This is a genomic window from Terasakiella sediminum (genome assembly GCF_033100395.1).
In the GTDB taxonomy this organism is placed as follows: Bacteria; Pseudomonadota; Alphaproteobacteria; order Rhodospirillales; family Terasakiellaceae; genus Terasakiella.
Genome location: NZ_JAWLVJ010000003.1, coordinates 183,557 through 206,414 on the forward strand (window position 1 = coordinate 183,557; position 22,858 = coordinate 206,414).

Here is a 22,858-nt window from a genome sequence, read left to right on the forward strand (position 1 = left end):
GTTATTGGTCTCCATACGCCTGAAACAGGCCGCTGGGCTTAAATAGCAGCACAATCGCCATCAAAATATAAATTCCCATGCCTGAAATAGCCGCCCCTACACTGTCTGCGGTGGAGGGTTCAAGGATTTCACGCAGGCCCATGGGCAGGAAGGCCCGGGCATAGGTATCGACCAAGCCTACGAGCAAAGCCCCTACCAGTGCACCACGAACAGAGCCTACACCGCCTACGATGATGACCACAAAGGTCAGGATCAGGATGTTTTCTCCCATCCCGACTTGAATGGCCAGCATAGGACCAGCCAAAGCGCCTGAAAGCCCCGCCAACATGGCCCCGATGCCAAAGACGACTGTATAAAGCCAGTCAATGTTGACACCCAAGGCCCCCACCATCTCGCGATGCGTGGCGCCTGCGCGGATCAACATCCCCACCCGTGTGTTCAGGATCAGATGACGCAAGCCCAGTGCAACGACGAGACCAACCGCGATAATAAACAATCGGTAGGCTGGATAAGGTGTATCCGGCAGAATTTCGATGGTGCCGTTTAAGATATCCGGTGGGTTCAGGAACAGGGCTTGCGGACCCCAGAGGATTTTTACCAGTTCATTAAAAAACAGGATAATGCCAAAGGTTGCCAGGACCTGATCCAGATGTTCCCGCGCATAAAGTCTGCGCATGGCCAGCACTTCGATGACCATTCCGGTTACCGCACAGGCCCCAAGGGCGGACAATACACCGATCAGGAACGATCCGCTGGCTTGGGTGGCTGTTGCACAGACGTAGGCCCCGACCATGTAAAGCGATCCATGGGCGAGGTTTAGCAGGTGCATAATGCCAAAGACAAGGGTCAGCCCGGCTGCCATCAAAAACAGCATGACACCTTGTTGCAGGCCATTAAGTGTTTGTTCCAGAAAGAGAAGTGTTGTCATTGAAGCCAGAAAACGTCATCCCTCGCGAAGGCAGGGATCTGGTGGTCGATTATTAGATTCCTGCCTACGCAGGAATGACGATGTAGGTGTCACCCCGCTGAAGTATGCGGGGTGACGGATTATTCGTTTTTTACATTTTGCAGGAAGCCGCATAAGCGTCCGCATGATCCGTGAAGACTTTTTCGACAGTCTTGTTGGTCACGCCATTTTCGCCTTTGACAACTTGACGCACATAGATGTCCTGAATTGGGTGGTTGTTGGACCCGAACTTGAAGTTTCCACGCACGGATTGGAAATCCGCTGCCTTGATCGCTGCACGGAAGGCATCCTGATCAGACAGATCACCTTTGACCTTGGCAATAGCGCTATCCAGCAGCATGGCTGCATCGTAGCCTTGGGACGCATACAAGGATGGTGCACGTTTATATTCTGCCATAAAGGCAGCCACAAACATCATATTGGCCTGGTTTTCCAGATCCCAGCTATATTGCGAAGAGTTATAGACACCAAGGGCAGAGTCACCCACGGCTTTCAGGATACCTTCGTCAAAGGAAAAGGCCGGGCCGTAAAGCGGTGTGGTTTTGTTCAGGCCTGCCTGATTATATTGCTTCACAAAGTTGATGCCCATACCACCGGGCAGGAAGAAATAAACCGCATCCGGCTTGGCGGCGCGCAGGTTTGCGATTTCTGCCGCGTAATCAACCTGACCCAGTTTTGTGTAAACTTCACCAGCGATATCACCTTTATAAAAACGCTTGAATCCCTTTAACGCATCTTTGCCTGCCGGATAGTTTGGTGCCAACAGGTAAGTTTTCTTTACCCCTTTGTCGGACGCATATTTGCCCATGGCTTCATGCAGGTTGTCGTTCTGCCACGCCACATTGAAATAGTTGGGATGACAGCCCTTACCCGCCAGCGCAGAAGGTCCCGCATTCGGGCTGATATAAATTTTGCCTGCTTTGGTCACGGTTGGCACCACGGCCATGGCGAGGTTTGACCAGACGATGCCGGTCACCACATCCACATCATCTTTTTTGATCATGCGGGTTGCGATCTGTTTGGCGGTACCGACTTTGCGGGCATCATCAATGGTGATGACTTCAGTTTTGACGCCGCCTAACATGCCTTTTTTCATTTTGACAGCAAGGTCAAAGCCATCGCGAATATCGATACCGAGACTCGCAGCCCCACCGGAAAGCGTTGTGATCATACCGATCTTGACGGGTTTATCTGCGGCAGAAGCCACGCCCAAAGACAGGCTGGCTGCGGCACAAAAGCTTACAATCGATGGAAGAAATTTCATGGGTCACCCTAACTGTTAATTTTTAGATTTAGTTTTAATTTAATTGGAAAAAGAGCTTAATCGGTTTTTAGGCGATGACAAGTAAAACCTGAGGGCGTGAGACCTTCGACCTTTTGCCAGCGGCGTATTTTAAGAAAGACCTATATGAAGCACTGGCGTTGACGTCAGTTGATCGCTATGAAGCCATTCTGAAACGTTTTCCAGACATCAGCATCTTTACATCTTGGGGACTGGTACAGATATTGTATAAGATCAAGCAGTTATATCCTGTTCAAAGGTAGGTCTTGTGAAAAAACAACTGATTATCTTTACCGATCTGGATGGCACCTTGCTGGATCATGATACCTATTCTTTTGCCAAGGCGCAGTCCGCGCTGGACCGTTTGAAAGTCAATCAGGTCCCCCTTGTCCTGACGACCAGCAAGGCCTACGCAGAGGTTAAGGAATTTCAGGCGAAACTTGCAATCAGTGATCCCTGTATCATCGAAAATGGTTCGGCGATTTATGCTGGGACAAGTGCATTCAGTCAGTCTCTAGACCTGGGGGAAGCAAAAATCTTTGGTCGGCCTTATGATGAAATCTGCACATTTATTGATCAATTGCCTAAAAATATACGCAGACATATCCGTGGATTTGGCGATATGTCGGTCAAAGGTGTCTGTGAAATAACCGATTTGCCTATTGATAAGGCAGAAAAAGCAAAAGACCGACTGGCGAGTGAACCCTTTTTATGGACGGGTACGGACGCGGAATTGAAAGAGCTGGAAAGCTTGTTGAAGGCAGAGAATATGGCGCTTTTACAAGGCGGGCGATTTTATCACATTCTGTCCAAAACCGATAAGAGTGAGGCCATTAACTGGATGATGGCCCGTTTGAAAAGCCTTTTTCCAGCAAATGATTATCACAGTTGCGCCCTTGGGGATGGGCCTAATGATGCAAAAATGATCGCAGCGGCTGAGACAGGCATAGTAATTGCAAATCCGGAGGGTGTGGCGCTTTCGATTGAGGCGCCCTTTGGGAAGATTAAGTATCCTGAACCCATTGGCCCTCAGGGCTGGGCGGTCGGGATGCATGAGCTAATGGACGAGCTTGGGCTCGACTGACAACTTTGGGGATTTGAACAAGATGGCTGATTTTTATCAAAAAGGCGTAATTTCCACCCTTCACAATCTGACGAACCGACCATTGGAAGAGTTTGAACAGGATTTGACCATGTTCGCGCAAACCCGGCCCATGTCGCTGGTTCTGCCGTCCCTGTTCAGTGAACTTGAAGGCCCGGCCCTTGAACATATTGTGGAAGAACTGGCACAGGTTCCCTATCTGGCGGAAATTGTCATTGGGCTGGACCGTGCCGATAAGGAACAGTTTGAATTTGCCAAGCATTATTTTTCCAAACTGCCGCAGCGTCATCGTATTTTATGGAATGACGGTCCCCGCCTGCGCGCACTGGATGATGAATTAAAAGACAAGGGCTTGTCCCCGCGTGAACCAGGCAAAGGGCGAAATGTCTGGTTCTGCTTTGGCTATACGCTGTCTTCACGTCGCGCAGAGGTCGTCGGGCTGCATGACTGTGATATCCTGACCTATGACCGCAGCATGCTGGCGCGTTTGATGTATCCGGTGGCGAACCCGAATTTCTCTTACGTTTTTGCCAAAGGCTTTTATCCGCGCATCCATGATGGCCGTCTCAGTGGTCGTGTGACCCGCTTGTTGGTGACACCGTTGTTGCGTGCCTTGAAAAAGGTCATCGGGGACCATGACTATATCACCTACCTGGACAGTTTCCGTTATCCACTGGCAGGTGAATTTGCCATGCGCACGTCTGTGGTTTCTGACATTCGTATTCCGTCGGACTGGGGGCTGGAAATCGGTGTGCTTTCTGAAATTCGTCGCAATTATTCCACCAAAGTGATTGCTCAGGTGGATATCGCGGATAATTATGATCACAAACATCAGATCATGTCCGAAGAAGACGCCAGTACAGGCCTGTCGCGCATGAGTATTGATATTTCCAAGGCGATTTATCGTAAATTGGCGACCGACGGACAGATATTCTCGCTTGAAAAATTCCGTACCATCAAGGCGACGTATTACCGTGAAGCCCTTGATCTGATTGAAAATTATTATAATGACGCGATGATGAACGGTCTGGCTGTGGATCGTCACAAGGAAGAACAGGCGGTAGAACTGTTTGCCAGCAACATCATGCAGGCCGGACAGGTCTTTTTGGAGTATCCGGAAGAAGTGCCCTTCATCCCAAGCTGGAGCCGTGTCCATTCCGCTATGCCGGGTTTCCTGTCCCGCCTGAATAAGGCTGTGGAAGAAGATAACGCTTAGGCTTGCGTCAGCCAGACCGTCTGATAAGGCGCAAAAGTCATATCCGCCATCAGGTCATCAATGGCTTGCCCGCTGATCAGATCGATCCAGTTTTGGGTTTCATCCAGATTAAGGTCGAGCAGGGATAAGGTCTGTTCACGGTCTTGCAGGTTGGTGACGCAGTGGATAAACTGCCCTTCCCCTTTGTGCTGGCGGATAAAGCCGAAGAAGCCGGATTGCGGCTGCATCAGATATTGTGTGGCATCCGGGTGGAAGGCTGGTTGATTAATACGGATGGCAAGTCGTCTGCGGGTCTCGTTAAAGACGCGGGCGTGAATGCTGGTGTTGTCATCCAGCTTTTCACAGATGTCATCATAATCAAGTTGACTGCGGTTGATGGACCGATTGTGCTGGGTCTTTTCCAGTTTGTGGTAATCGTTCGTCGTGCCCAGCAGGCTATGGACATAAAAGGCCGGAATGCCTTGCAGGCCCATCATGATGGTTTGCGAGGCAATAAACCGTTCTACCTGTAACTCATCTGCCCCCTGAATGGTGCCTTTTAGGGCATCGAAATAGGTGATGTTCATCTCGTATGGTTTTTCAACACCTTCACTCACCGTTCGGGTTGTGACGCGACCGCCAAAATTTTCAATGGTGTTGAGCATCAAGTCGATATCGTTTTGCGACAATAGTCCTTCCGTCGGGCGCAGGCCGATGCCGTCGTGCGACGCGGTGAAATTCAGATAGGTACAGCCATTTTGCAAGGGTGGCATGTTGGCCGCCCAATGGCGCAGATGCTCAGACCGTCCGGTCAGCAAGGCATGTAGCAAGAGCGGCGGAAGGCTGAAGTTATAGACGATATGGGCTTCGTTTGCGTTACCGAAATACTGGATGTTTTCGTGGTTAGGCACATTGGTTTCTGTAATCAGAATAATGGTTTCATTTCGCATATCGGCCAATGTGCGCATCAGTTTGATGATCTCATGGGTCTGGGGCAGATGGATGCTGCTGGTTCCTGCCTCTTTCCAAAGGAATGCCACCGCATCCAGGCGGAAAATTCGAACGCCATAGTCAATATAGCGCCCCATGATGGCAAGCATTTCTATTAATAAGTCAGGATTGGAAAAATCCAGATCGACCTGATCATGGCTGAAAGTGCACCAGACATATTTGGTGCCATCTTTTGTTTCAGTTTCACGCAGCAATTCAAACGGTCTGGGGCGTATCACATGTTTGAGATCATCATCTAATTCTGCGGTTTTGATAAAGCCGTTACCTGGGGCGGCATTTTCTTGAAACTGCTTAAACCATTTATGCTGGCTGGAGGCATGATTGACCACCAGGTCCCCCATAAAGCGAAAGTCTTTGGCGATGGCCGTGATATCTGACCAATCCCCAAGGTCTGGGCGCACCAGATCATAATCCTGCACGGCAAATCCGTCATCTGATGTATAGGGAAAGAACGGCAATATATGCACACCTGTCAGCACATCTTTCAGGCGGGTGTCCAGAAAGTTTTTAAGCGTGGTTAGTGGCTTTTCACCCTCTTTTAAGAACGTATCACCATAGGTGATCATCAGTGTATCACGTTGGCTCCAGAGGTCATTAAACCTTGGCTTGGCATTGTCCGTCCCGACCCCAAAGGCATTCAGTGATTTTTGTGCCAGTGTGTCCAAATCCGCATCGGGGTAAATCTGTGCCAGATGGTGGATAATTTTTTGTCGTGCTTCTTTCATAAAGAATAGGTTTACACAGGTTTCGTTTGGCCTGACAATAAAAATGAAAACGCATGGGAGGGGAAAATGAAAAAGACGATTCTGGCTGCTGGCCTGATGTGCATCTGCACGTTTAATGTGCAGGCGGATGAGCGCGAAGTCATTAAAATTCCAAGTGAAATCAAATCCATGTTTCTGGAAGAGATGCGCGGTCATCTGGATAATTTAAATGAGATCACGTTAGCGATTTCTGCTGGCGATTTTGAAACAGCTGCCTTTGTTGCCCAAAGTAAAATGGGATTTGGCCGCCCCATGCGTGATGTGATGGAAGAACAGGGCCTGCCCCAGGATGTGATCAACAAAACATTGGAAAAAATGCGTGCTGAACATGGCAAAGGCGGGGGTATGGAACAGTTCATGCCAGAAGAAATTCGTGAAATGGGACGTGATTTCCATACGGCTGCAGAAAATTTCGCCCGTGTTGCACGAAGCGTAAGCACACCACCAACAGCGGATGAATATCAAAGGGTTTTTACCGCCTTAAGTGAGGCAATTGACGTCTGCAGTGCCTGTCATTCTTCATTTCGGGTGGAGTAAAAGCAACCTCTGAGTGAGGGTGAATCGCCGACTTAAATTGATTTCTGAATTTTTTAAGGCTGTGTTTTATTACGTTTTTACACTTTTTGAATAAGTTGGAGCGTGTGAAAAAAATGATACCCGATTCTTTCTTTGTGAGGTCGTGATTTTGGAGAATGCACCTTGATGGAATGCTTCAAAACCGTTTGATTTGCCTGTTTTTCGTGCAGATTTGTTGTATAAATGCAACATGTGCCCAAAAGATCATATCTAAGCCTTTAATAACCTTGAACTTCCCTAAGCGCTTTTGCTACAAAATATCCAAGCTAAATCTTTGACTACTTCTACTTAGGGGATTTTTTATGAAAAAGCTTTTGGCTCTCGCAGGGGTTACTCTCCTTGCCGGTCAATTCGTAGGTGGTTCTGCACACGCTGCTGATTGTACGACATCTGGTTACTCTTCCACATATGGCGGCTGTTCTGGTAACGCTGCCGCTGCAAGTAGCACAGTTACATCTGCACAAACTGTTGCTGCTGCAAGTGCTGCGACTGCTGGCTTGGTTTCCAACCGTCTTGCTTCCATTACCGCTGGTGGTCAGTCTACTGCCAAACTTAACACTTCCGGTAACAAGCTGAGCTACAGCCTGGACATGGATGAAAACGGTAAAGCAGCTGGTATGGGTGCTCAGAAGTTCGGTGTTTGGATCGACTTCACTGGTGCTCACTTTGACAACGCTGACAAGGCTGCTGACTACGACGGTGAATTGTACTCTGGTATGATCGGTTTCGATTACCGCTTGAACGACAACGTAATTGTCGGTCTTTCTGGTGGTTACGAGAAAGTTGAAACAACAACGACCTTCAACGCAGGTTCCGAAGATGTTACAGGTTGGACTGTCACACCTTATCTCGGCTATATCATCAACAAAAACTATAGCGTAGACGCGAGCATTGGTTACTCCAAGCTTGACTACGATATGGAACGTATTGATGCGACAAACCAAACAGCTATTACAGGTACAACTGAAGCTGATCGTATCTACGGTGCGCTGAATGTTAACGGTAACTGGAACATGGATAACGTTCTGCTTGGCGCGTCTTTGGGTACATTGTACGCTAAAGAAGAAAAAGATGCCTTTACCGAGAGCGGTGCTGGTGCAACATCTGTTGCGGCGCAAGACACTAAACTGGGTCGTATTAGCATTGGCGGTAACATCGGCTATGATTTCGGCATGATCACTCCTTACCTCAAAGCTAAATACGGCTATGACTACGAAGACGGTGGTTCTGGTGACGACAACATGATCAACGGCGGCCTGGGCGTTAACTTCGACTTCGGTTCTTCTGTGTCTGCTGGTCTGGAAAGCACAGCGACTAAGAAAGGCGATTACACAGACGTTGGTGGTTCCGTGAACCTGCGTGTTCAATTCTAAGATTGATGCACCAACTTTTTAGAACGTCTGAAAAGGCAGCTTGGAAACAAGCTGCCTTTTCTCTTGTTTGCCTTTTGGGCTTAAGTGGGTGTGTTACGCCACTTGAAAAGATGCAGAAGCAAGTTGTCCGTGATGGCGTTCAGGCAGAAACCAGACTGGCAGGCGACTTTTACCTGTTTCGGGCGTTTAAAAAACAAGACAGTACAGACCGTCTTCACATCTTTATTGAGGGGGATGGCCAGGCTTGGCTGAACCGGTATCAGCCATCCGATAATCCCACCCCGTCCCATGCGGTTGGCTATCAGATCGTCCGGCAGTTCAAGGGCAATTGGGCTTATCTGGCCCGCCCCTGTCAGTTTGTTGGCGAGCATCAGGCGCAGAATTGTTCCGCCCCTATCTGGACGAATGCCCGATATGCCCCAGAAGTGATCAATTCAACCCTGATTGCGATTGATCAGTTAAAAAAGACCTTTGGGGCGCGTTCTATTTATTTATATGGATATTCTGGTGGCGGGACGCTGGCGGCGTTGGTGGCGGCAAGATGCAGTGATGTCGCTAATTTAGTGACGGTTGCATCGCCTTTGGGAATTGCGGACTGGGTGCGTTATCATGGCATGTCGCCGCTTAAATATTCCCATGATCCGGCGGATGAGATTGAACGATGGTCGCGTATCCCGCAGCATCACTATGCAGGCGCCAAGGATGAGATTGTTCCACCTGTTCTCTATCAGCGTATCCTGAAGTCAGGCACGTCTCTAAGCGTCATAAAGTCTTATGACCATGACTGTTGCTGGGACAAGTTGCCGATCGAAAAACGCTGATTACTTGTCTTTCTTGGGCTTACCTTTTTCTTTGCCCATGTCGCTTTTCATATCAGACTTCATTTCCTTGGCCTTCTTGACCGTTTTAGAGACCGCATTTTGTTGTGCCTGAACTTTTGCGGGCATCACCTTGGGGGCCGTTGTTTGTGCAGATGCGTCGATGATCAGTAAGCCGGACGCAAAGGCAGCAAGAACAAAGATCTTTTTCATGGCAAAATCCTTTATAGGGTTTGGTCGATAACTCTCAATAATATATATAGTATGAGTTATTTTTTAAGGGAATAGCCAGATTAAAATGAAAAATCAAAAGCTCTATAAACGCCTTCATTTTCTGCTTGTGATCACCGGGGGGTTTCCGGCCGCCTTTGTTGGCTTGGCAAGTTCCCCGCTGTTTCCACAAGTGGGCGTCTGGCATGAGTCCGAACCGCTTATTATTGGGCTGTTTCTCGCGGGTATGATCAATGCAGTATCCGTTTTGCTTGGACTGGTTCTTTATCCCAACCTGATGCGCCGCTGTCTGTCTCATCCCATTGTTTTGATCCCGATAGCGCTTGGTTTTTATTCTCTTTTATTGATCCCGTTTGGTGCACCTGCACTGAGCCAGCTTTTGGGAAGTGAGCAAACCGGACTGGGCGCTGCCTGGTTTTTCTGTTTGGGGATCATCACCATTAACGCCCGTTTCATCTTGAGGAGCTACCCGAAGTATTTGGTGAAAGTTATTGTAATTACATTTGTTTTTGGGTGTGTCCTGTTGTCGTTGATGACGGTCTTTGGGCATGATCGATGGCGGATGTTCTCTTTCAATGATCATATCGGTTTCTGGGCGATTTATCTGTGGCCGCTGATTTTCTTTGTGATCAAGCGCCCCTCCTTTGCCTTTCTTGCTGCGATCTTCCCATGTTTTTTGATTGTTGATCTCAGTGACAATTTTTCTGCCGTCCTGACCATGTGTGGCGTTGTTTTCATCACTGTTCTTTTGCATTACACCCGTTCATTTGGTTTGCCCCATCAGACAGCATCAAAGATTGGTGCTGGGCTGGGCGTTTTAACGGTGTGTTTTATTTTTACCGTGGTTTGGTTGTTTGATGGAAATTCGCCCATCTATGAAAACCTGTCCAATAAAATTGCCTCCACCATGCATTCGCGCCATTTGTTGCTGGGTGTGGTGACGGACAGTTCGTTTGGCGATGTATCAAACCTGCTGCTGGGCAATGGCTGGGGCAGCTTTGCGGATCTGATGATGAAGAATGTGCCGTTTGACAAGACAGCGACTTTCTTCACCGGAAATATGGCTAATATCCAAAGTGACAGCTGGATTTGGGATAGTCTTCTGCGCTTTGATTTCCACAGCCACAATCTGTTTGTGGAAACCCTTGGCAGCATCGGGCTGGTTGGTTTGTTTCTGCTACTGGCCTATTTTTACAGCCTGATCAGATATGCCAAGCCGCAGTATTTTGCGCTGAGTTTTGCAACGGTTATCGGCTTGATCCTGTTGAATTCCATGTGGTTCCAAATGCCTTCTACACTGGCGATGATGGCGATTGCCTTTGGGGCGCTAAGTGGTGAATTTAAAATGCCAAAGGTCTCTGAGAAGGCGTCGATGGCGGTTGTGGGGCTGGTTGCACTGATCCTGGCCTATGGCGCTGTTCAAGCGCAAAGCCTGGCTGTGACTGGGGATGCGCAGGTTCGCGTAAACCTTGGTCCCCAGGATCATCATCATGACGCCTGCCCGATTGTGATGGACGATGGACAGAAGAACGGGCATCATTTTTCCGAACTCTTTAAAAACTATACCCATATTTTCAATGCCAAACTGGAAGAACGAAGCCAACAGGTCGTTGATCAGGATTGGCAACGCTTGTCTGGTTTTTTGTGTGAAGCGGATCGTCGCCTTCAGGACAATCAGGAACTGGTTTCTGGCGTGCGTGCCCTGATGGCGCGCGGCGATTATCTTTATCGTTTTCGCGAACATGTACAGGCCCGCCCTGCCCTTTATCAGGCGATGACTGAAGGCTGGCAGAACAATCTGGATCAGGTGATGGTGTTGGCGCCGAAGCGATTTGATCTTGCCGTTCCTTACTTTAACTGGTTGTTGGAAACCGGGCAGGAAGCTGACCTTCTGAAACGGGCTGAAAAGGCCGTTGCGTATGAGGCTACACGTCCCATTGGTCTGTGGTTTTCAGGCATTGTCCAGTTGAATGATCCTGCGCAGAAAGATAAGGCCATCAGCAACCTGAAACAGGCGCTATCATTGGGGATTGAACGTTTCTTCCCGGTTGAAGAAGGCCTGAAACAAGCCTTGGTAGCCTTGCCGGGTTAAGGAGGATGTGATGGGTGAAGCCAGAAAAACATTTATCGTCCAGCTGCCAAAAGATGCGGATTTCAAGGCTATCCGGACAAAAGCCTATGAAGAGAAAGCCGTCGTCCTGATGCCCGCCCATCAAAACCACGGGCGCGATGGCCTGAAAGCTTACAAGTTGAAAGGCACGCAATCGCAGTATGACTGGTTCAAGGCGACTTTTTGTGAAGATTAGCTTTTAACGCCTTTTTCAGCACGGTTTTGAATTTATGGGGCGATGCTTTTTCGATCTGGATGGTGTCGCACTGGTTAAATTGGGCAGAACGCTGTAATTCTTCAGCCAGTGCAGCAAAGAAACTATCCGGGTCTGTGATCTTTTTTTCAAAATAGATACTGAGAACATTCAAAACACCCTCTTTGCGCAGTGCCTTGCAATCTGCCCGTCCGACCAGTTGATTTTCATACAGGATGGGCAGGCAGAAATAGCCATACTGGCGTTTCGCCTGCGGTGTATAACATTCCAGACGATAGGAAAAGTTAAAGAGGTTCTGTGCTCTGTCCCTGTTGATGACGGCGTTGTCAAAGGGCGACAGGATTTTGATGTTGCCTTCTTTCGCTTGCAATGAAGTCTCTAGAATATTTGGCAGGGCATAGATATTGTCATGCTGTTCAATCTCCCCTGCCCGCACAGCTTCGTCCAATTGCCTCTGGACCTCTTTCTTCAAGGGTGCAGTGGATTTACCATGGAGGATGTAATCAAGGCTGGCAAAGCCGTTGGCGTGCAAGGTGGTCTTGATTAAATAGTCCGCGTATTCCGCCTCTGTCGGACTGCGTGTTGAGATATGGGATGGCAGGACATTTTCTGTCAGATCATAGACTCGTTCCATCTTTTCTCTTCGGGCTACCATCAGGTCGCCTTGTAGAAACAGAACCTCCAACGCGCGTTTGACCGGTCGGCTGTTCCAGGCATTTTTCTTTTGCTTGTGGGCTTTGTCTTCTTTGAAATCACGCAGCCGCAAGGGGCCATTCACCTTGATCCGCTCAATCAGAGACGTCATCAATTTTGTATCGCGGGTTTTGTAATAAGGCGTTTTGCCCGCGCGCATGCGTTCCATAAAGGGTATGGCGAAGCGGTAGTCATCGATGGGCAGATAAGAGAGCGCGTGGTGCCAATGTTCGAAAATTTTTTGCTGGCCGAGCAATTGATCCAGATGATCAGGTTTATAATCAGAAACGCGATTCCATAAGGTATGATGATGGGCACGTTCAATCACATTGAGTGTATCGATCTGAATATAGCCCAAAGCCTTGATCGCAGTTTCTACACCGTCCGGGCCTGTCCCAAAGGCATCGCGGCCATCAAGACCTTGCTTGTTCAGGGCAAGATTGCGCCAGAAATTCAGATCGTGCGTCAAGGGACCTATTTACCTTGCGCTTTTCGTTCTTTTTCAGCAGCCAGGCGTAAGGCTTTGAGGTTGCGGCTTTTTTCCTGATTTTTCTTGCGCGTTTCTTCTTTGGCTTTAATCAGTGCGTCGTCTTTGATCTTTGGGGGCTTGCTGTCCTGAAATTCAGGTTGGTCGCCTCGTTCGATCGCGGCAATCATTTTGTCGTCTGCTGTATTTGGTCGTGTTGATCCGGAACCCATAACGCTACCCTCATGTCTGTTACTGATTACGATTGGTCTATCTTAACCTTATCACGATCATATGAAAGATTTATTGTGGCTTTCGCTGTTCTTTCTCTTGAAAAGTCCAGGCGATAAAGCGGCTGACCTTTTGCCCTTGGGCCATATCAACGATTTTAAATTCCCGCGCACCAGACTTTTTAACCAATCTTTCCAAAGGTTTAAGGTTTTCTTTTTTAGATACGAGCGATGTAAACCAGCCCACTTGATCTTTAAAGGACACACTTTCTTCAATCATGCGGGCAATGAACTTCATCTCGCCACCCGGGCACCAAAGCTCGGCTTTCTGCCCGCCGAAGTTCAGCTTTTTTGACGGACCTTTACCCAGGTTTTTCCATTTCCGCTGTGTGCCCTTCTGTGCTGCGGCGGCAGAGGCATGGAACGGTGGATTACACATGGTCAGCTGGAAGCGGTCTTTGGGGCCAATGATACCGTTAAACAGCTGCTTGCGGTTTGTTTGATGGCGGATGTTGATGTTCAGCTTATTTCGCTTGCAGATGGCCTTGGCATTCTGGATGGCCTGTACGTCAATATCTGTCCCGCTAAAGTGCCAGCCATATTCGGCGTGTCCGATTAAAGGATAGATCAGGTTGGCGCCGGTCCCGATATCCAGCACCCTCACCTCACGCCCTATTGGGATTCCTCCGGTATTATCTTCGGCCAGAAGGTCAGCGAGGTAATGAATATAGTCTGCGCGACCCGGAATGGGCGGACAGAGGAAGTTATCGGGGATCTCCCAAAAACTTACGCCATAATAGCTTTTCAGCAGCGCCTGATTAAGGGTACGCACCCCTTTGTCATCCTGAAAATCAATGGTGGTCTGGCCTGATGGGTTCTTACGGGTGAAGCTTTTAAGCGCAGGCGTGCCTTTGATCAGGCGGGCAAAATCATATCCGTGGATATGTTTGTTGCGGGGGTGAAGCTTGGTGCTGCTGCTCATAAGGGGCCTGTCAGGTGATCTTGCGTGCGTTCCAAGGTCTTTATAGATCACCAGGCCGGGAACTCAATAAAAAAGGCCTCTGGATGGGTGTCAGAGGCCTTGAGGATGTTTTAGGAATTGAGAGGATTGATCCGTTTCAGGGTCGCATCCCTGTCTATCACATGATGTTTCAACGCTCCTGCGATATGCAGGCCGAGCAAAAGGAAGGTAGCGGGTACCAGATAATGGTGGATTGCGCCAAATACATCGCCGATGGCTTCATCCTTTGTCACCATTGGTGCAATTTCAAACAAGCCGAAAAATGCCGCCGGATAACCCTTGAACCAGGACATCATCAGCCCAGTGATGGGAAAGCCCAGCATGATGACATACAGCCCGATTTTCACGAGTTTGGAAAGTGTTTGTTCCAGTTTTGTGTGGCTCTCAAGTGCTTGTGGTGCGTTGGAGCGGGTATATTCCAGAAGACGGGCGATCACCAGCATCAAGCCGGCAAGCCCGATGCTTTTATGGATAAAGATCATCTGAAACAACTTCGGCCCACGCTCCAGATCCTCCATATAAAGCCCCACGCCAAAAGCGGCGATAAAGATCACGCCACCAATCAAGTGCAGGTTTCGTGTCACCAACGAATATTTCACATGTTGTTTCATCAATCTGTCCCTTGAAATAATAAAAATGAGATTGATGGGAATAAACACCCGCGCTGTAACAGGATGATGTCTGTCGCAGTGCGGTTTTGTAACAAAAGGTAACGGAAATTAATTCGTCAACGTATCCAAGAATATCAAATGGTGCCGTCTGACGATTTCATCATAGTCACCGCTGTCTCTGAGCTGTTGCAAGCCTGTGTTAAAGGCGGCCATAAGCTCGTCTTTTTGGGGGTGACTGTGGGAGATGCCCAAGGAGTTGGGGTTCTGGCCGGGCAGGAAATTAAGTGTTCGAACCAGATCGAGGGTGCCCATGGCTTTGCGTGCAGACGTGATGCCTTCTTCATACGCCAGTTCGATAAAATCAACGCGGCCTTCTTTCAGAAATTTAAAGCAGGTGACCATATCTGGTGGGCGCACAAGGTTAATTTCGTGGTTGGCAACCATCTGTTCAAATTTACCATGGAGTGTGTAGGCCAAGGGACGACATAGGCGCAAACCCGTTAGCTCTTCAATTTCGTCGGCATGAATGCTTGATTCCTTCATCACAAAGATGCGGCGTTCCAGAACAAAAATCGGGTCGGAAAATTCAAAATCCTTTTCACGTTTTGGCTTTGGCGTCCAGCTGTAGGTCCCATCCACCTTGACCATCTTGGCTTCATTGTAGGCGCGTTTCCAAGGGAGGAATTTAAGCTCTACCTTGTAGCCTGCATTTTTGAAAGATCGCGTCACGATTTCGCTGAAAGTCCCCTTCTCAGGCAGTTTTTCAGAGATATGAGGGGGGAATTCTCCGGTGGCCAGGGTGATGACCTTGGTTTCATCTGCGTTTGCTTGGTGGCTAAACAGAAGCATTAGCGCCGATATATATATCGCTTTTTTCATTTCAACACCCTTATTTCGAAAACCTGTACTATATGTATGGATTTAAAATGAAATGTGAATATTTTGTTTGGAATTTATTACAAACGTGATGTGGTTCCTGAAGAATCAATCAAGGGCTCAACCGATTGGCTAAGCCCTTGATATATGGTCGGGACAACAGGATTCGAACCTACGACCCCTTCACCCCCAGTGAAGTGCGCTACCAGACTGCGCTATGTCCCGATCAGGTGTGGGCGGAATATATAGAGGGTTTTCTTTTAGTGCAACGGTTAGTTTGCAAAAAATTATGCCGCCTGATCAATTTGTTCTTTTATGGATTTAAGCTCGCTCAAGACCTCTTCCAAAATGCTGCGCTGATCATCGTTTAAACCTTGTTTCACAACCGTTACTGGGGCTTCTACTGTGTCCGCTGCCGGGTCTGTAATGGGTTCCGGTTCCGGTGCATCGGGCAGAAGGTCCGGGCTGTATTTAATGTAGGTATCTGACGGCGTATCATCAAGCGCTACGGCGTTATTCAACACATCATCCACCGTTGGTGCCGCTACAGGCTGTGATGCAGCGGTCGATGCAGGTTGATCAAACAGGCTGGCTTGTGGACTTGCAGGTGCCAGCACATCTACGTCTTCAGCCTCAGCTGGGGCTGCGTTACCTTCATCAATGAATTTACGTGCGCCTTCTTCACGAAAGAGCTTTTGTACGCCTTTGATGGTGTAGCCTTCATCATGCAAGAGAGATTGCAAGCGGCGCAGAAGTGCAACATCGTCGGGGCGGTAGTAACGCCGCCCCCCTGCCCGTTTTAAAGGCTTGATCTGTGGGAATTTGCTTTCCCAGAAGCGTAAGACATGTGTGGCAAGGCCGAGTTCTTTTGCCACTTCGCTGATGGTGCGAAAGGCATCAGCAGATTTATCGCTTCTGTCTGTCATCGTCAGTTGTTTTCGTTAATACGGGCTTTTAAAACCTGTGAAGGGCGGAAGACCAGGACCTTGCGTGGCAGGATCGGCACTTCTTCGCCAGTTTTTGGGTTACGGCCGATACGCTCCCCCTTGCTGCGCACAGAAAAGCTGCCGAAAGAGGAGATTTTAACAGTCTCATCATTAGCAAGGGTATCTGCGATCATATCAAGCACGGATTCAAGCAGGTCGGCTGACTCATTGCGGGACAAACCAACTTCCTGATAAACAGCCTCGGTCAATTGGGCGCGTGTAATGGTTTTCTCATTCATTTGGCGATCCTCGCAAGCTGAATTAACGAACAGGTAATAACGGTACCTGAGCCTGATTATTCAGTCAATATCAAAGGTTTGGCTTGTTTCATTTAATCAGACAAAAGGTCTTACCAGCGAACGAGTGCAGAGCCCCATGTCAGTCCGCCGCCCATGGCTTCCAGGATCAGAAGATCACCACGTTTGATCCGTCCATCTCGCACCGCAGCATCCAAAGCCAGCGGAATAGAGGCCGCAGAGGTATTTGCATGCTGATCGACGGTCACAACCACTTTATCTGCGCTGATTTTCAGTTTTTTTGCAGTGCCGTCCAAAATACGCTTGTTGGCCTGGTGTGGAACGATCCAGTCGATGTCATCTGAGGTCAGATTGTTTTCTTCCAGGGCTTCCTTGACCACGTCAGCAAGGTTCACAACGGCATGACGGAAAACCTCTTTTCCGGCCATGTGAACATGCCCTGTGGTTTGGGTCAGGCTTGGTCCGCCATCAACCATCAAAATGTCCTGATGACGCCCATCTGAATGCAAATGGGTGGAAATAATACCGCCAGATTCGTCAGTTGCGTCTTCTGCGCGCAGAATAACGGCACCTGCACCATCGCCAAACAGAACGCATGTTGTGCGATCTTCCCAGTCCAAAAGGCGGGTAAAGGTTTCTGCGCCAATAACAAGGGCCGTTTTGCCCTGCCCGGCTTTGAGGAAGTTATCGGCAGTTGCCAATGCATACATAAAGCCGGAACAAACAGCTTGTACGTCCATCGCAAAACCATGGTTGATGCCCAGCTGGGCCTGCACCTTGGTTGCCGTCGATGGGAAAGTGTTGTCCGGCGTGGTGGTGCCCAGGATGATCAGATCAATTTCCTGTGCATCAATACCGGCATGTTCAATGGCTTTTAAGGCAGCTTTGCGCGCCAGATCGGATGTCAGTTCATCTTTCGGCGCGATATAGCGTTGTTTGATGCCTGTACGCGCGACAATCCAGTCGTCTGATGTATCGACAGTTTTTGCCAATTCATCATTGGTTACGCAATTGTCAGGAAGATAAGATCCACATCCGAGAATTTTTGAACGTAAAGCCATTTAATGTCGCCACCCCTTAAGAGTCCTGCCCACTATGGGCCACCATCAAACGTTCCAGGTCTTCTTTGATCAGGTCGTTGAAGCCATGATAAACAAGGTCATGGGCAACTTGAACCGCATTTGCAAAACCCAGTGCGTCTGTTCCACCATGGCTTTTAACGCAAATTCCATTCAAACCCAAGAACATAGCGCCATTATATAGGCGTGGGTCCATTTTATTTTTGAAATTCATCAGCGCAGGCTTGGCAATCAAAGCCCCGAGCTTGCCAAGAACACTGCTGGTCAGTGCTTCTTTAAGGACGTGCCCCATCAGGTGGGCTGTGCCTTCAATGGTCTTAAGCGCGACATTTCCGGTAAAGCCGTCAGTCACGATTACGTCTACCGTGCCTTTGCCAATGTCATCGCCTTCGACGAAACCATAGAAATCAATGTCCAGTGGCGTTTTGCGCAGGATGGAATGGGCCTGTTTAACCGAATCGTTACCCTTCAGGTCTTCTTCCCCGATGTTGAGGATACCGACTTTGGGTTTGGGCAAGCCTAGCACGTTGCGGGCGTAAACCTCACCCATCACGGCAAACTGTGTCAGGTTATCCGCGTCGCATTCCACATTTGCACCCAGGTCAAGCATGACGCTGCCACCTGTTTTGTGCGGCAGGTAAGTTGCGATCGCTGGGCGGTCAATGCCCGGCAGTGTGCGCAGCGCAAATTTCGCCATTGCCATCAAAGCCCCAGTGTTACCCGCAGATACAATCCCGGCAGCATCCCCTTTTTTGACCGCATTAATGGCCAGGCGCATAGAGGAATTGCGACGGTTACGCAGCGCAACAGCCGGTTTGTCGTCATTTGTGACAACTTCGGTTGTGTGCACAATCGTGCAGGAACCTTTGAGGTTTGGGTACTTAAGCAACAAAGGCTCCAACTGACGCTCATCACCTACAACAAGGAAACGAGTGCCAGGGAGCTTTGTTTTACAGATGCTTAAGCCTTCAACGACCATGTCGGGGGCGTCGTCACCACCCATGGCGTCAATGGCAAGCGTCATTTCGTTTGACAAGAGGAAACCCTTTCTTCGAAGCGTAAATTATACAGCTTCGACGTCGGTAACCTCACGACCATCGTAGTGGCCGCATTCAGAACAAACGTGGTGTGGACGCTTCAGCTCGCCGCAGTTAGGGCATTCGTTGTAAGCAGACGCCTTGAGGGAGTCATGTGAACGACGCATGTTGCGACGAGATGTAGAAACTTTCTTCTTAGGAACAGCCATTATTCTGTACTCTTAAAATTAATCAACTCGATAACGAGGGAGGCGGTTATTTAAACGAAAGTGTCACATAGGGCAAGCCTATTATGAAACTTTATTGATTTTTATTTTTCAGGTCGGCCAGAACGGAAAACGGATTACTCTCCTGGACCTCTTCCTTCGTGATTTCAGGACCGACGCCAAACTCTTTGAACTCCGTCCCTTCGGCACGTGGGAACGGGTCAATTTCCAGCCCCAGCTCCTCACTCACAGCCGCGCCGAGGTCTATCACACCATCGATAATGGGATCAAGTTCTTCGGTGGCTTCAATGTCGATTTCCACTTCTTTTTCATCCACATCCCCTTTGAGTGTCTCATCATAGATGCGCGTGAATTCCAGTGAAATCCTTGTGGTGACAGGCTTAAAGGTCACCACGCATTGTTGGGTAACCTCTGTATCGACTTCAAAGCGGCATTCTATTTTTTTCCCTTGCAGGCGCTGTAACATAACCTGACCTTTGAGAAAGTTCATGGTCTGAAGGTCAAAACGTTCGCGCAAGGCTTCTATTTCATCAGCCGTGGCGTCCAGATGAATACGCTTTGGGTTCGGCCCCAGTTTATCGACCTGAAAAGGAACGGTGAAGTCAATCGCGCTCATGATGTTGCCTTTCCTGCGGGTGGTTTACCAAAGGTCAGCTCACCTTTTAAAAGGGCTGCAATGTCTGTTTCTTCCAGATTTTTGGCTTCCCGGCGTAAATATTGCGCCATAACCTGAAGCGATTCGTCACTCACAGGTGTTTTGCGATAGAGATTGCGGTCCAAAGCTTCTTTCAGCTGAACGTCTTCGTCTTCTGCGCCGAGACCGTCTTCATAGACAGTGATGCGGCCATAGAACGCTTCAGCCATTTTCGGGACGCGTCGTGCCAGACCCATATCACCGACGCCGAGTTCGCGCAGGTTCAGGTCAAAATCGGCAAACATCAGGTCATAGAGAGATTGGGCAAATTCTTTTGTTTGTTCTTCACCCTGTTTTAAGCGGCGCATGACCACAAAAGCATGAAGCAGGATCATATCCACTCGCCCTTCCACGGAATCAGCGACTTCAAAGTCGGTGTAAAAGACAGGATTTCGCGATTGTTCGACAATCTTGATGTAAAGCGCCTGAACTTCTTCGGCAAAAGCAGGCTTGGATTTGAATAATTTTGAAAAGATCATGAGGCCAGTGCATTTCAATAAAACTTGATCATCGGGCTTTATAAGATATTGTAGGGGCTCTTATCAAAGTGAAAATCAGGTTTGTTGGTTTAAGATGTTAAAATTGTCTCGTTTCGGTTCCACAAAAACTATGGGTATTGTTCTGGGTGCATCCTTGATGCTGAGTGCCTGTACGTCACAGTTTGCAACGCGTGGCAACCTGCCGGACCCCGATAGCCTGTCACAAATTGTTGCTGGTGAAGTCCATGCGCGTGATGTGGCTGAAATTCTGGGTACACCGTCGACATTTTCGACATTTGGCGGCGAATCTTGGTACTACATCAGCGAACGGGTCGAATATTACGCCTTCCTTGAACCTGAAATTCATGACCGTAAAGTGGTTCAGGTGAAATTCAATAAAGAAGGTGTTGTTGAATGGGTGGACCAGCGTGATAACCAGCAAGTGCGCAAAATCGCATTTGTTGAACGCACGACACCGACAGCTGGCAACGAGATTACATTCTTTGAACAAATCTTCGGCAACCTGGGTCGTTTCAATAAAGAATAAGCTGTTTATCAGCCTGGGTTATCTGCAACTGACTGGATCAGAATATCTGTGACGACTTTGGAGTCTTCTTCACCCAAGGTCTTTTTCGTAATGCGCATCAGACGGCGTTTTAAGGCCAAAATATCCAGCTTTTCCTTATTGCGCAGCAGACGTGGCATAAAGACATAGAGGTCGCGCAGATATGCGTCTTCCAGGCGATGCATCTTCTTGTTGATGATTTCTTCCTGGCCTTTTTCGACTTCGATCTCAAACTGCACCTGAATGCTGCCTGCCACCCGTTCGCCCTGGAACATTGGGATGGTGAAAGGTTTGACGTTGACTACAGCCGTGTTGTCGGTTCTTTCCAGTTCTAGTTCATCATCCGTTTTCTGGACGACTTCTGTGCTTTCAAAGGGGCCAAGCTTCAGAAAATACAGTGTACCAACGGCCGCCCCGATGACGACAAGAAGTAACACAAAGATGATAACCACTTTTTTCATTATTACTTAGTCCTGAGCCCTCAAAAAAACAGAATGGTATTATCGGTTGTGTTCAATTGCTTTGCAACGTGAGACTTTAGAAATGGCGGTAACCGACTTTGGCAACGTCCATTTTTTGCCCCGCGCCATCGATAACGGAAATATCCGAACCGTCTTGAATTCTGCCGATTACAGTGATTGCCGTCTCTGTCCGTTCACTGATTTCAGCCAATCTGGTTTCGTCTTTCGGATCGATGGCAAAGAGCAGTTCATAATCATCTCCACCGTTCAAGATGGTTGAAATTAATGAAGAATCCTTTGAAACCAATTTTTGTGCAGGGGCTGATAACGGGATTTTTGACCAGGTGATTGCCCCACCCACATCCATATGTCGAAAGTCTGTGATCAATCCGTCAGAGACATCCAGGCAGGCGGTTGCAAAGCCAGAAAGTTCCTTGCCCAGATCAACACGGGGTTGTGGGCATTGATAACGATTGAGCAAATGGCTGGTTTCGTCACTGAGCTTATCTTGCGCAACCAGCAGCCCCAGTGCCCCATCGCCAATGGTGCCGCTTACGCAGATGAGGTCCCCTGCCCGCGCTGTTGTGCGTCTTACAGACTCACCCGTAGAAACCGTGCCAAAAGCGCTGACAGACAGGCTTAAAGGTCCCGGTGTGCGTGTTGTGTCCCCACCGATTAAGACAATGCCATATCTTTCCTGCATTGCCTGGAGCCCTTTTGCAAAGGCTTTGATCCAATCAACGGTGATGTCTTTTGGGTAAGAGGCATTGAGCGTGTAATGCAGGGGGGATGCGCCCATTGCAGCGAGGTCAGACAGGTTTACGCCTAATAGTTTGTGGGCAATGGTTTCTGCCGGGTCATCGGCAAAGAAATGAACATCGGCAATCAATGTATCGGTCGTGACGACGATTTCCTGATTTGTGCCATGTGAAAAGACAGCCGCATCGTCTTTTAAACCGAAAGCTCCCTTAGCTTTTTCAGCTAAAGGAGCCATGATTTGAGAAATCTGTTCAAATTCACCGAGCATGATCAATTTTACTTAAAATCGCCCGGGCGCAGGGTTTTGGCCAGACGATCCAGCACACCGTTGACGAATCCTGGCTCTGGTCCTTCAAAGAAGGCATGGGCCACGTCCACATATTGTGTGATTACAACACGCGGCGGTACGTCTTTGCGGTTATAAAGTTCGTAAACACCTGCCATCAGTATGATGCGCACGATGGTTTCCAGACGGTCAGTTGACCATTCCTGAGACAAACCACCGGCAACGATTTCTTCCATCTGGTCCTTGTGTTTATAAACACCACGCAACAAATCGGTGAACAGGTTTTTGTCCGGTTCTGTCAGCGGACTGCTTTCCTGGCTTTCATCGCCAATTTCCTGCGGGGTATCCCAACGGGTCTTCAGGAAATTGATCAGAACGTCATCAACGTCGCTGTCGGACAGTTCGACTTCATAAAGAGCCTGAACGGCAGCGAGACGAGCAGAGCTGCGTTTTACGGATTTGTTGGGTTTTACTTTATCGTTCATGGC

The 22,858-nt window shown here is 48.7% G+C and carries 27 protein-coding genes and 1 tRNA gene; 8 read left to right on the plus strand and 20 right to left on the minus strand.

The window, feature by feature from the left end:
- Position 1 precedes the first annotated feature (1 nt).
- Together RYZ26_RS03390 and RYZ26_RS03395 are read right to left on the minus strand one after the other, a co-directional pair.
- The gene (locus tag RYZ26_RS03390) at positions 2-928 is read right to left on the minus strand and encodes a branched-chain amino acid ABC transporter permease (protein ID WP_317681746.1); all 927 of its coding nucleotides are present in this window, start codon (positions 926-928) and stop codon (positions 2-4) included.
- A gap of 130 nt (positions 929-1,058) precedes the next feature.
- The gene (locus RYZ26_RS03395; protein WP_317681747.1) at positions 1,059-2,231 is read right to left on the minus strand and encodes an ABC transporter substrate-binding protein; all 1,173 of its coding nucleotides are present in this window, start codon (positions 2,229-2,231) and stop codon (positions 1,059-1,061) included.
- A gap of 286 nt (positions 2,232-2,517) precedes the next feature.
- On the opposite strand from RYZ26_RS03395, the gene RYZ26_RS03400 reads away from it, so the two are divergent.
- Together RYZ26_RS03400 and RYZ26_RS03405 are read left to right on the plus strand one after the other, a co-directional pair.
- The gene (locus tag RYZ26_RS03400; protein ID WP_317681748.1) at positions 2,518-3,333 is read left to right on the plus strand and encodes an HAD-IIB family hydrolase; all 816 of its coding nucleotides are present in this window, start codon (positions 2,518-2,520) and stop codon (positions 3,331-3,333) included.
- Positions 3,334-3,355: 22 nt separating this feature from the next.
- Positions 3,356-4,567, plus strand: coding sequence for a glycosyltransferase family protein (locus RYZ26_RS03405; RefSeq protein WP_317681749.1), 1,212 nt, complete (start codon positions 3,356-3,358; stop codon positions 4,565-4,567).
- Here RYZ26_RS03405 and RYZ26_RS03410 read toward each other — a convergent pair.
- Positions 4,564-6,282, minus strand: a complete 1,719-nt coding sequence (locus tag RYZ26_RS03410) for an alpha-amylase family glycosyl hydrolase (RefSeq protein ID WP_317681750.1) — start codon at positions 6,280-6,282, stop codon at positions 4,564-4,566. The two genes, RYZ26_RS03405 and RYZ26_RS03410, sit on opposite strands and share 4 nt — an antisense overlap.
- Before the next feature lie 66 nt (positions 6,283-6,348).
- On the opposite strand from RYZ26_RS03410, the gene RYZ26_RS03415 reads away from it, so the two are divergent.
- The 3 genes from RYZ26_RS03415 to RYZ26_RS03425 all read left to right on the plus strand — a co-directional run bounded on the left by RYZ26_RS03415 (position 6,349) and on the right by RYZ26_RS03425 (position 9,091).
- Positions 6,349-6,858, plus strand: a complete 510-nt coding sequence (locus RYZ26_RS03415; RefSeq protein WP_317681751.1) for a hypothetical protein — start codon at positions 6,349-6,351, stop codon at positions 6,856-6,858.
- A 341-nt stretch (positions 6,859-7,199) separates the two neighbouring features.
- Positions 7,200-8,270, plus strand: coding sequence for an autotransporter outer membrane beta-barrel domain-containing protein (locus RYZ26_RS03420; protein ID WP_317681752.1), 1,071 nt, complete (start codon positions 7,200-7,202; stop codon positions 8,268-8,270).
- Positions 8,271-8,380: 110 nt separating this feature from the next.
- Entirely contained in the window at positions 8,381-9,091 is a 711-nt protein-coding gene (locus RYZ26_RS03425) for an alpha/beta hydrolase (RefSeq protein WP_317681753.1), read from the plus strand.
- Here the strand turns inward: RYZ26_RS03425 and RYZ26_RS03430 are convergent, their stop codons facing one another.
- Positions 9,092-9,301, minus strand: coding sequence for a hypothetical protein (locus RYZ26_RS03430; protein ID WP_317681754.1), 210 nt, complete (start codon positions 9,299-9,301; stop codon positions 9,092-9,094).
- Between the two features lie 85 nt (positions 9,302-9,386).
- Here RYZ26_RS03430 and RYZ26_RS03435 point away from each other — a divergent pair, with 85 nt between their 5' ends.
- Together RYZ26_RS03435 and RYZ26_RS03440 are read left to right on the plus strand one after the other, a co-directional pair.
- Entirely contained in the window at positions 9,387-11,411 is a 2,025-nt protein-coding gene (locus RYZ26_RS03435; protein WP_317681755.1) for a hypothetical protein, read from the plus strand.
- Between the two features lie 10 nt (positions 11,412-11,421).
- Positions 11,422-11,625, plus strand: coding sequence for a hypothetical protein (locus RYZ26_RS03440; RefSeq protein ID WP_317681756.1), 204 nt, complete (start codon positions 11,422-11,424; stop codon positions 11,623-11,625).
- Here the strand turns inward: RYZ26_RS03440 and RYZ26_RS03445 are convergent.
- The 13 genes from RYZ26_RS03445 to RYZ26_RS03505 all read right to left on the minus strand — a co-directional run bounded on the left by RYZ26_RS03445 (position 11,600) and on the right by RYZ26_RS03505 (position 20,299).
- Positions 11,600-12,805, minus strand: a complete 1,206-nt coding sequence (locus tag RYZ26_RS03445; protein ID WP_317681757.1) for a winged helix-turn-helix domain-containing protein — start codon at positions 12,803-12,805, stop codon at positions 11,600-11,602. The two genes, RYZ26_RS03440 and RYZ26_RS03445, sit on opposite strands and share 26 nt — an antisense overlap.
- A 5-nt stretch (positions 12,806-12,810) precedes the next feature.
- On the minus strand, positions 12,811-13,035 hold the full coding sequence (locus RYZ26_RS03450) for a hypothetical protein (RefSeq protein ID WP_317681758.1): 225 nt from the start codon (positions 13,033-13,035) through the stop codon (positions 12,811-12,813).
- A 70-nt stretch (positions 13,036-13,105) separates the two neighbouring features.
- Entirely contained in the window at positions 13,106-14,014 is a 909-nt protein-coding gene (gene rlmF, locus RYZ26_RS03455) for a 23S rRNA (adenine(1618)-N(6))-methyltransferase RlmF (RefSeq protein ID WP_317681759.1), read from the minus strand.
- 110 nt (positions 14,015-14,124) lie between these two features.
- Complete coding sequence (locus tag RYZ26_RS03460; protein ID WP_317681760.1) at positions 14,125-14,664, minus strand: cytochrome b; 540 nt, start codon at positions 14,662-14,664, stop codon at positions 14,125-14,127.
- Between the two features lie 108 nt (positions 14,665-14,772).
- Positions 14,773-15,543 carry a substrate-binding periplasmic protein gene (locus RYZ26_RS03465; protein ID WP_317681762.1) on the minus strand — a complete coding sequence of 257 codons (771 nt, stop codon included), beginning with the start codon at positions 15,541-15,543 and terminating at the stop codon, positions 14,773-14,775.
- Positions 15,544-15,688: 145 nt separating this feature from the next.
- A tRNA-Pro gene (locus RYZ26_RS03470) sits at positions 15,689-15,765 on the minus strand.
- A gap of 62 nt (positions 15,766-15,827) precedes the next feature.
- Positions 15,828-16,466, minus strand: a complete 639-nt coding sequence (locus RYZ26_RS03475; RefSeq protein ID WP_317681763.1) for a MerR family transcriptional regulator — start codon at positions 16,464-16,466, stop codon at positions 15,828-15,830.
- A gap of 2 nt (positions 16,467-16,468) precedes the next feature.
- Complete coding sequence (locus tag RYZ26_RS03480; protein ID WP_317681765.1) at positions 16,469-16,765, minus strand: integration host factor subunit alpha; 297 nt, start codon at positions 16,763-16,765, stop codon at positions 16,469-16,471.
- Positions 16,766-16,875: 110 nt separating this feature from the next.
- On the minus strand, positions 16,876-17,844 hold the full coding sequence (locus tag RYZ26_RS03485; RefSeq protein WP_317681766.1) for a beta-ketoacyl-ACP synthase III: 969 nt from the start codon (positions 17,842-17,844) through the stop codon (positions 16,876-16,878).
- Between the two features lie 16 nt (positions 17,845-17,860).
- Positions 17,861-18,898, minus strand: a complete 1,038-nt coding sequence (gene plsX, locus RYZ26_RS03490; RefSeq protein ID WP_317681767.1) for a phosphate acyltransferase PlsX — start codon at positions 18,896-18,898, stop codon at positions 17,861-17,863.
- A gap of 27 nt (positions 18,899-18,925) precedes the next feature.
- A complete protein-coding gene (gene rpmF, locus RYZ26_RS03495) occupies positions 18,926-19,108 on the minus strand; it encodes a 50S ribosomal protein L32 (RefSeq protein ID WP_317681768.1) in 183 nt (60 codons plus the stop codon).
- A gap of 91 nt (positions 19,109-19,199) precedes the next feature.
- Positions 19,200-19,742, minus strand: coding sequence for a YceD family protein (locus RYZ26_RS03500; protein WP_317681769.1), 543 nt, complete (start codon positions 19,740-19,742; stop codon positions 19,200-19,202).
- Positions 19,739-20,299, minus strand: coding sequence for a ubiquinol-cytochrome C chaperone family protein (locus RYZ26_RS03505; RefSeq protein WP_317681770.1), 561 nt, complete (start codon positions 20,297-20,299; stop codon positions 19,739-19,741). The genes RYZ26_RS03500 and RYZ26_RS03505 overlap by 4 nt, the downstream gene beginning before the upstream one ends.
- Before the next feature lie 94 nt (positions 20,300-20,393).
- Between RYZ26_RS03505 and RYZ26_RS03510 the strand changes: the two genes are divergently transcribed.
- Positions 20,394-20,846 (plus strand): outer membrane protein assembly factor BamE, encoded by a 453-nt coding sequence (locus RYZ26_RS03510; protein ID WP_317681771.1) that lies wholly within the window; start codon positions 20,394-20,396, stop codon positions 20,844-20,846.
- Positions 20,847-20,854: 8 nt separating this feature from the next.
- On the opposite strand, the gene RYZ26_RS03515 is transcribed toward RYZ26_RS03510, so the two are convergent.
- The 3 genes from RYZ26_RS03515 to nusB form a co-directional block, all read right to left on the minus strand.
- Entirely contained in the window at positions 20,855-21,325 is a 471-nt protein-coding gene (locus RYZ26_RS03515; protein ID WP_317681772.1) for a flagellar basal body-associated FliL family protein, read from the minus strand.
- A gap of 76 nt (positions 21,326-21,401) precedes the next feature.
- Positions 21,402-22,352 (minus strand): thiamine-phosphate kinase, encoded by a 951-nt coding sequence (gene thiL, locus RYZ26_RS03520; RefSeq protein ID WP_317681773.1) that lies wholly within the window; start codon positions 22,350-22,352, stop codon positions 21,402-21,404.
- Positions 22,353-22,360: 8 nt separating this feature from the next.
- Entirely contained in the window at positions 22,361-22,855 is a 495-nt protein-coding gene (gene nusB / locus RYZ26_RS03525; RefSeq protein WP_317681774.1) for a transcription antitermination factor NusB, read from the minus strand.
- Positions 22,856-22,858: the final 3 nt, after the last annotated feature.

Excerpts from the sequence above, each read along its gene's own strand:
- RYZ26_RS03425 (WP_317681753.1), top strand. The coding sequence starts at position 8,381 with ATGCAGAAGCAAGTTGTCCGTGATGGCGTTCAGGCAGAAACCAGACTG.
- RYZ26_RS03450 (WP_317681758.1), bottom strand. The coding sequence starts at position 13,035 with ATGGGTTCCGGATCAACACGACCAAATACAGCAGACGACAAAATGATT.
- RYZ26_RS03390 (WP_317681746.1), bottom strand. The coding sequence starts at position 928 with ATGACAACACTTCTCTTTCTGGAACAAACACTTAATGGCCTGCAACAA.
- rpmF (WP_317681768.1), bottom strand. The coding sequence starts at position 19,108 with ATGGCTGTTCCTAAGAAGAAAGTTTCTACATCTCGTCGCAACATGCGT.
- RYZ26_RS03420 (WP_317681752.1), top strand. The coding sequence starts at position 7,200 with ATGAAAAAGCTTTTGGCTCTCGCAGGGGTTACTCTCCTTGCCGGTCAA.
- nusB (WP_317681774.1), bottom strand. The coding sequence starts at position 22,855 with ATGAACGATAAAGTAAAACCCAACAAATCCGTAAAACGCAGCTCTGCT.
- RYZ26_RS03510 (WP_317681771.1), top strand. The coding sequence starts at position 20,394 with ATGTTAAAATTGTCTCGTTTCGGTTCCACAAAAACTATGGGTATTGTT.
- RYZ26_RS03460 (WP_317681760.1), bottom strand. The coding sequence starts at position 14,664 with ATGAAACAACATGTGAAATATTCGTTGGTGACACGAAACCTGCACTTG.
- RYZ26_RS03415 (WP_317681751.1), top strand. The coding sequence starts at position 6,349 with ATGAAAAAGACGATTCTGGCTGCTGGCCTGATGTGCATCTGCACGTTT.
- RYZ26_RS03500 (WP_317681769.1), bottom strand. The coding sequence starts at position 19,742 with ATGAGCGCGATTGACTTCACCGTTCCTTTTCAGGTCGATAAACTGGGG.
- thiL (WP_317681773.1), bottom strand. The coding sequence starts at position 22,352 with ATGCTCGGTGAATTTGAACAGATTTCTCAAATCATGGCTCCTTTAGCT.
- RYZ26_RS03465 (WP_317681762.1), bottom strand. The coding sequence starts at position 15,543 with ATGAAAAAAGCGATATATATATCGGCGCTAATGCTTCTGTTTAGCCAC.
- RYZ26_RS03505 (WP_317681770.1), bottom strand. The coding sequence starts at position 20,299 with ATGATCTTTTCAAAATTATTCAAATCCAAGCCTGCTTTTGCCGAAGAA.
- RYZ26_RS03435 (WP_317681755.1), top strand. The coding sequence starts at position 9,387 with ATGAAAAATCAAAAGCTCTATAAACGCCTTCATTTTCTGCTTGTGATC.
- RYZ26_RS03480 (WP_317681765.1), bottom strand. The coding sequence starts at position 16,765 with ATGAATGAGAAAACCATTACACGCGCCCAATTGACCGAGGCTGTTTAT.
- RYZ26_RS03440 (WP_317681756.1), top strand. The coding sequence starts at position 11,422 with ATGGGTGAAGCCAGAAAAACATTTATCGTCCAGCTGCCAAAAGATGCG.
- RYZ26_RS03515 (WP_317681772.1), bottom strand. The coding sequence starts at position 21,325 with ATGAAAAAAGTGGTTATCATCTTTGTGTTACTTCTTGTCGTCATCGGG.
- RYZ26_RS03430 (WP_317681754.1), bottom strand. The coding sequence starts at position 9,301 with ATGAAAAAGATCTTTGTTCTTGCTGCCTTTGCGTCCGGCTTACTGATC.
- rlmF (WP_317681759.1), bottom strand. The coding sequence starts at position 14,014 with ATGAGCAGCAGCACCAAGCTTCACCCCCGCAACAAACATATCCACGGA.
- RYZ26_RS03405 (WP_317681749.1), top strand. The coding sequence starts at position 3,356 with ATGGCTGATTTTTATCAAAAAGGCGTAATTTCCACCCTTCACAATCTG.
- RYZ26_RS03485 (WP_317681766.1), bottom strand. The coding sequence starts at position 17,844 with ATGGCTTTACGTTCAAAAATTCTCGGATGTGGATCTTATCTTCCTGAC.
- RYZ26_RS03410 (WP_317681750.1), bottom strand. The coding sequence starts at position 6,282 with ATGAAAGAAGCACGACAAAAAATTATCCACCATCTGGCACAGATTTAC.
- RYZ26_RS03395 (WP_317681747.1), bottom strand. The coding sequence starts at position 2,231 with ATGAAATTTCTTCCATCGATTGTAAGCTTTTGTGCCGCAGCCAGCCTG.
- RYZ26_RS03475 (WP_317681763.1), bottom strand. The coding sequence starts at position 16,466 with ATGACAGACAGAAGCGATAAATCTGCTGATGCCTTTCGCACCATCAGC.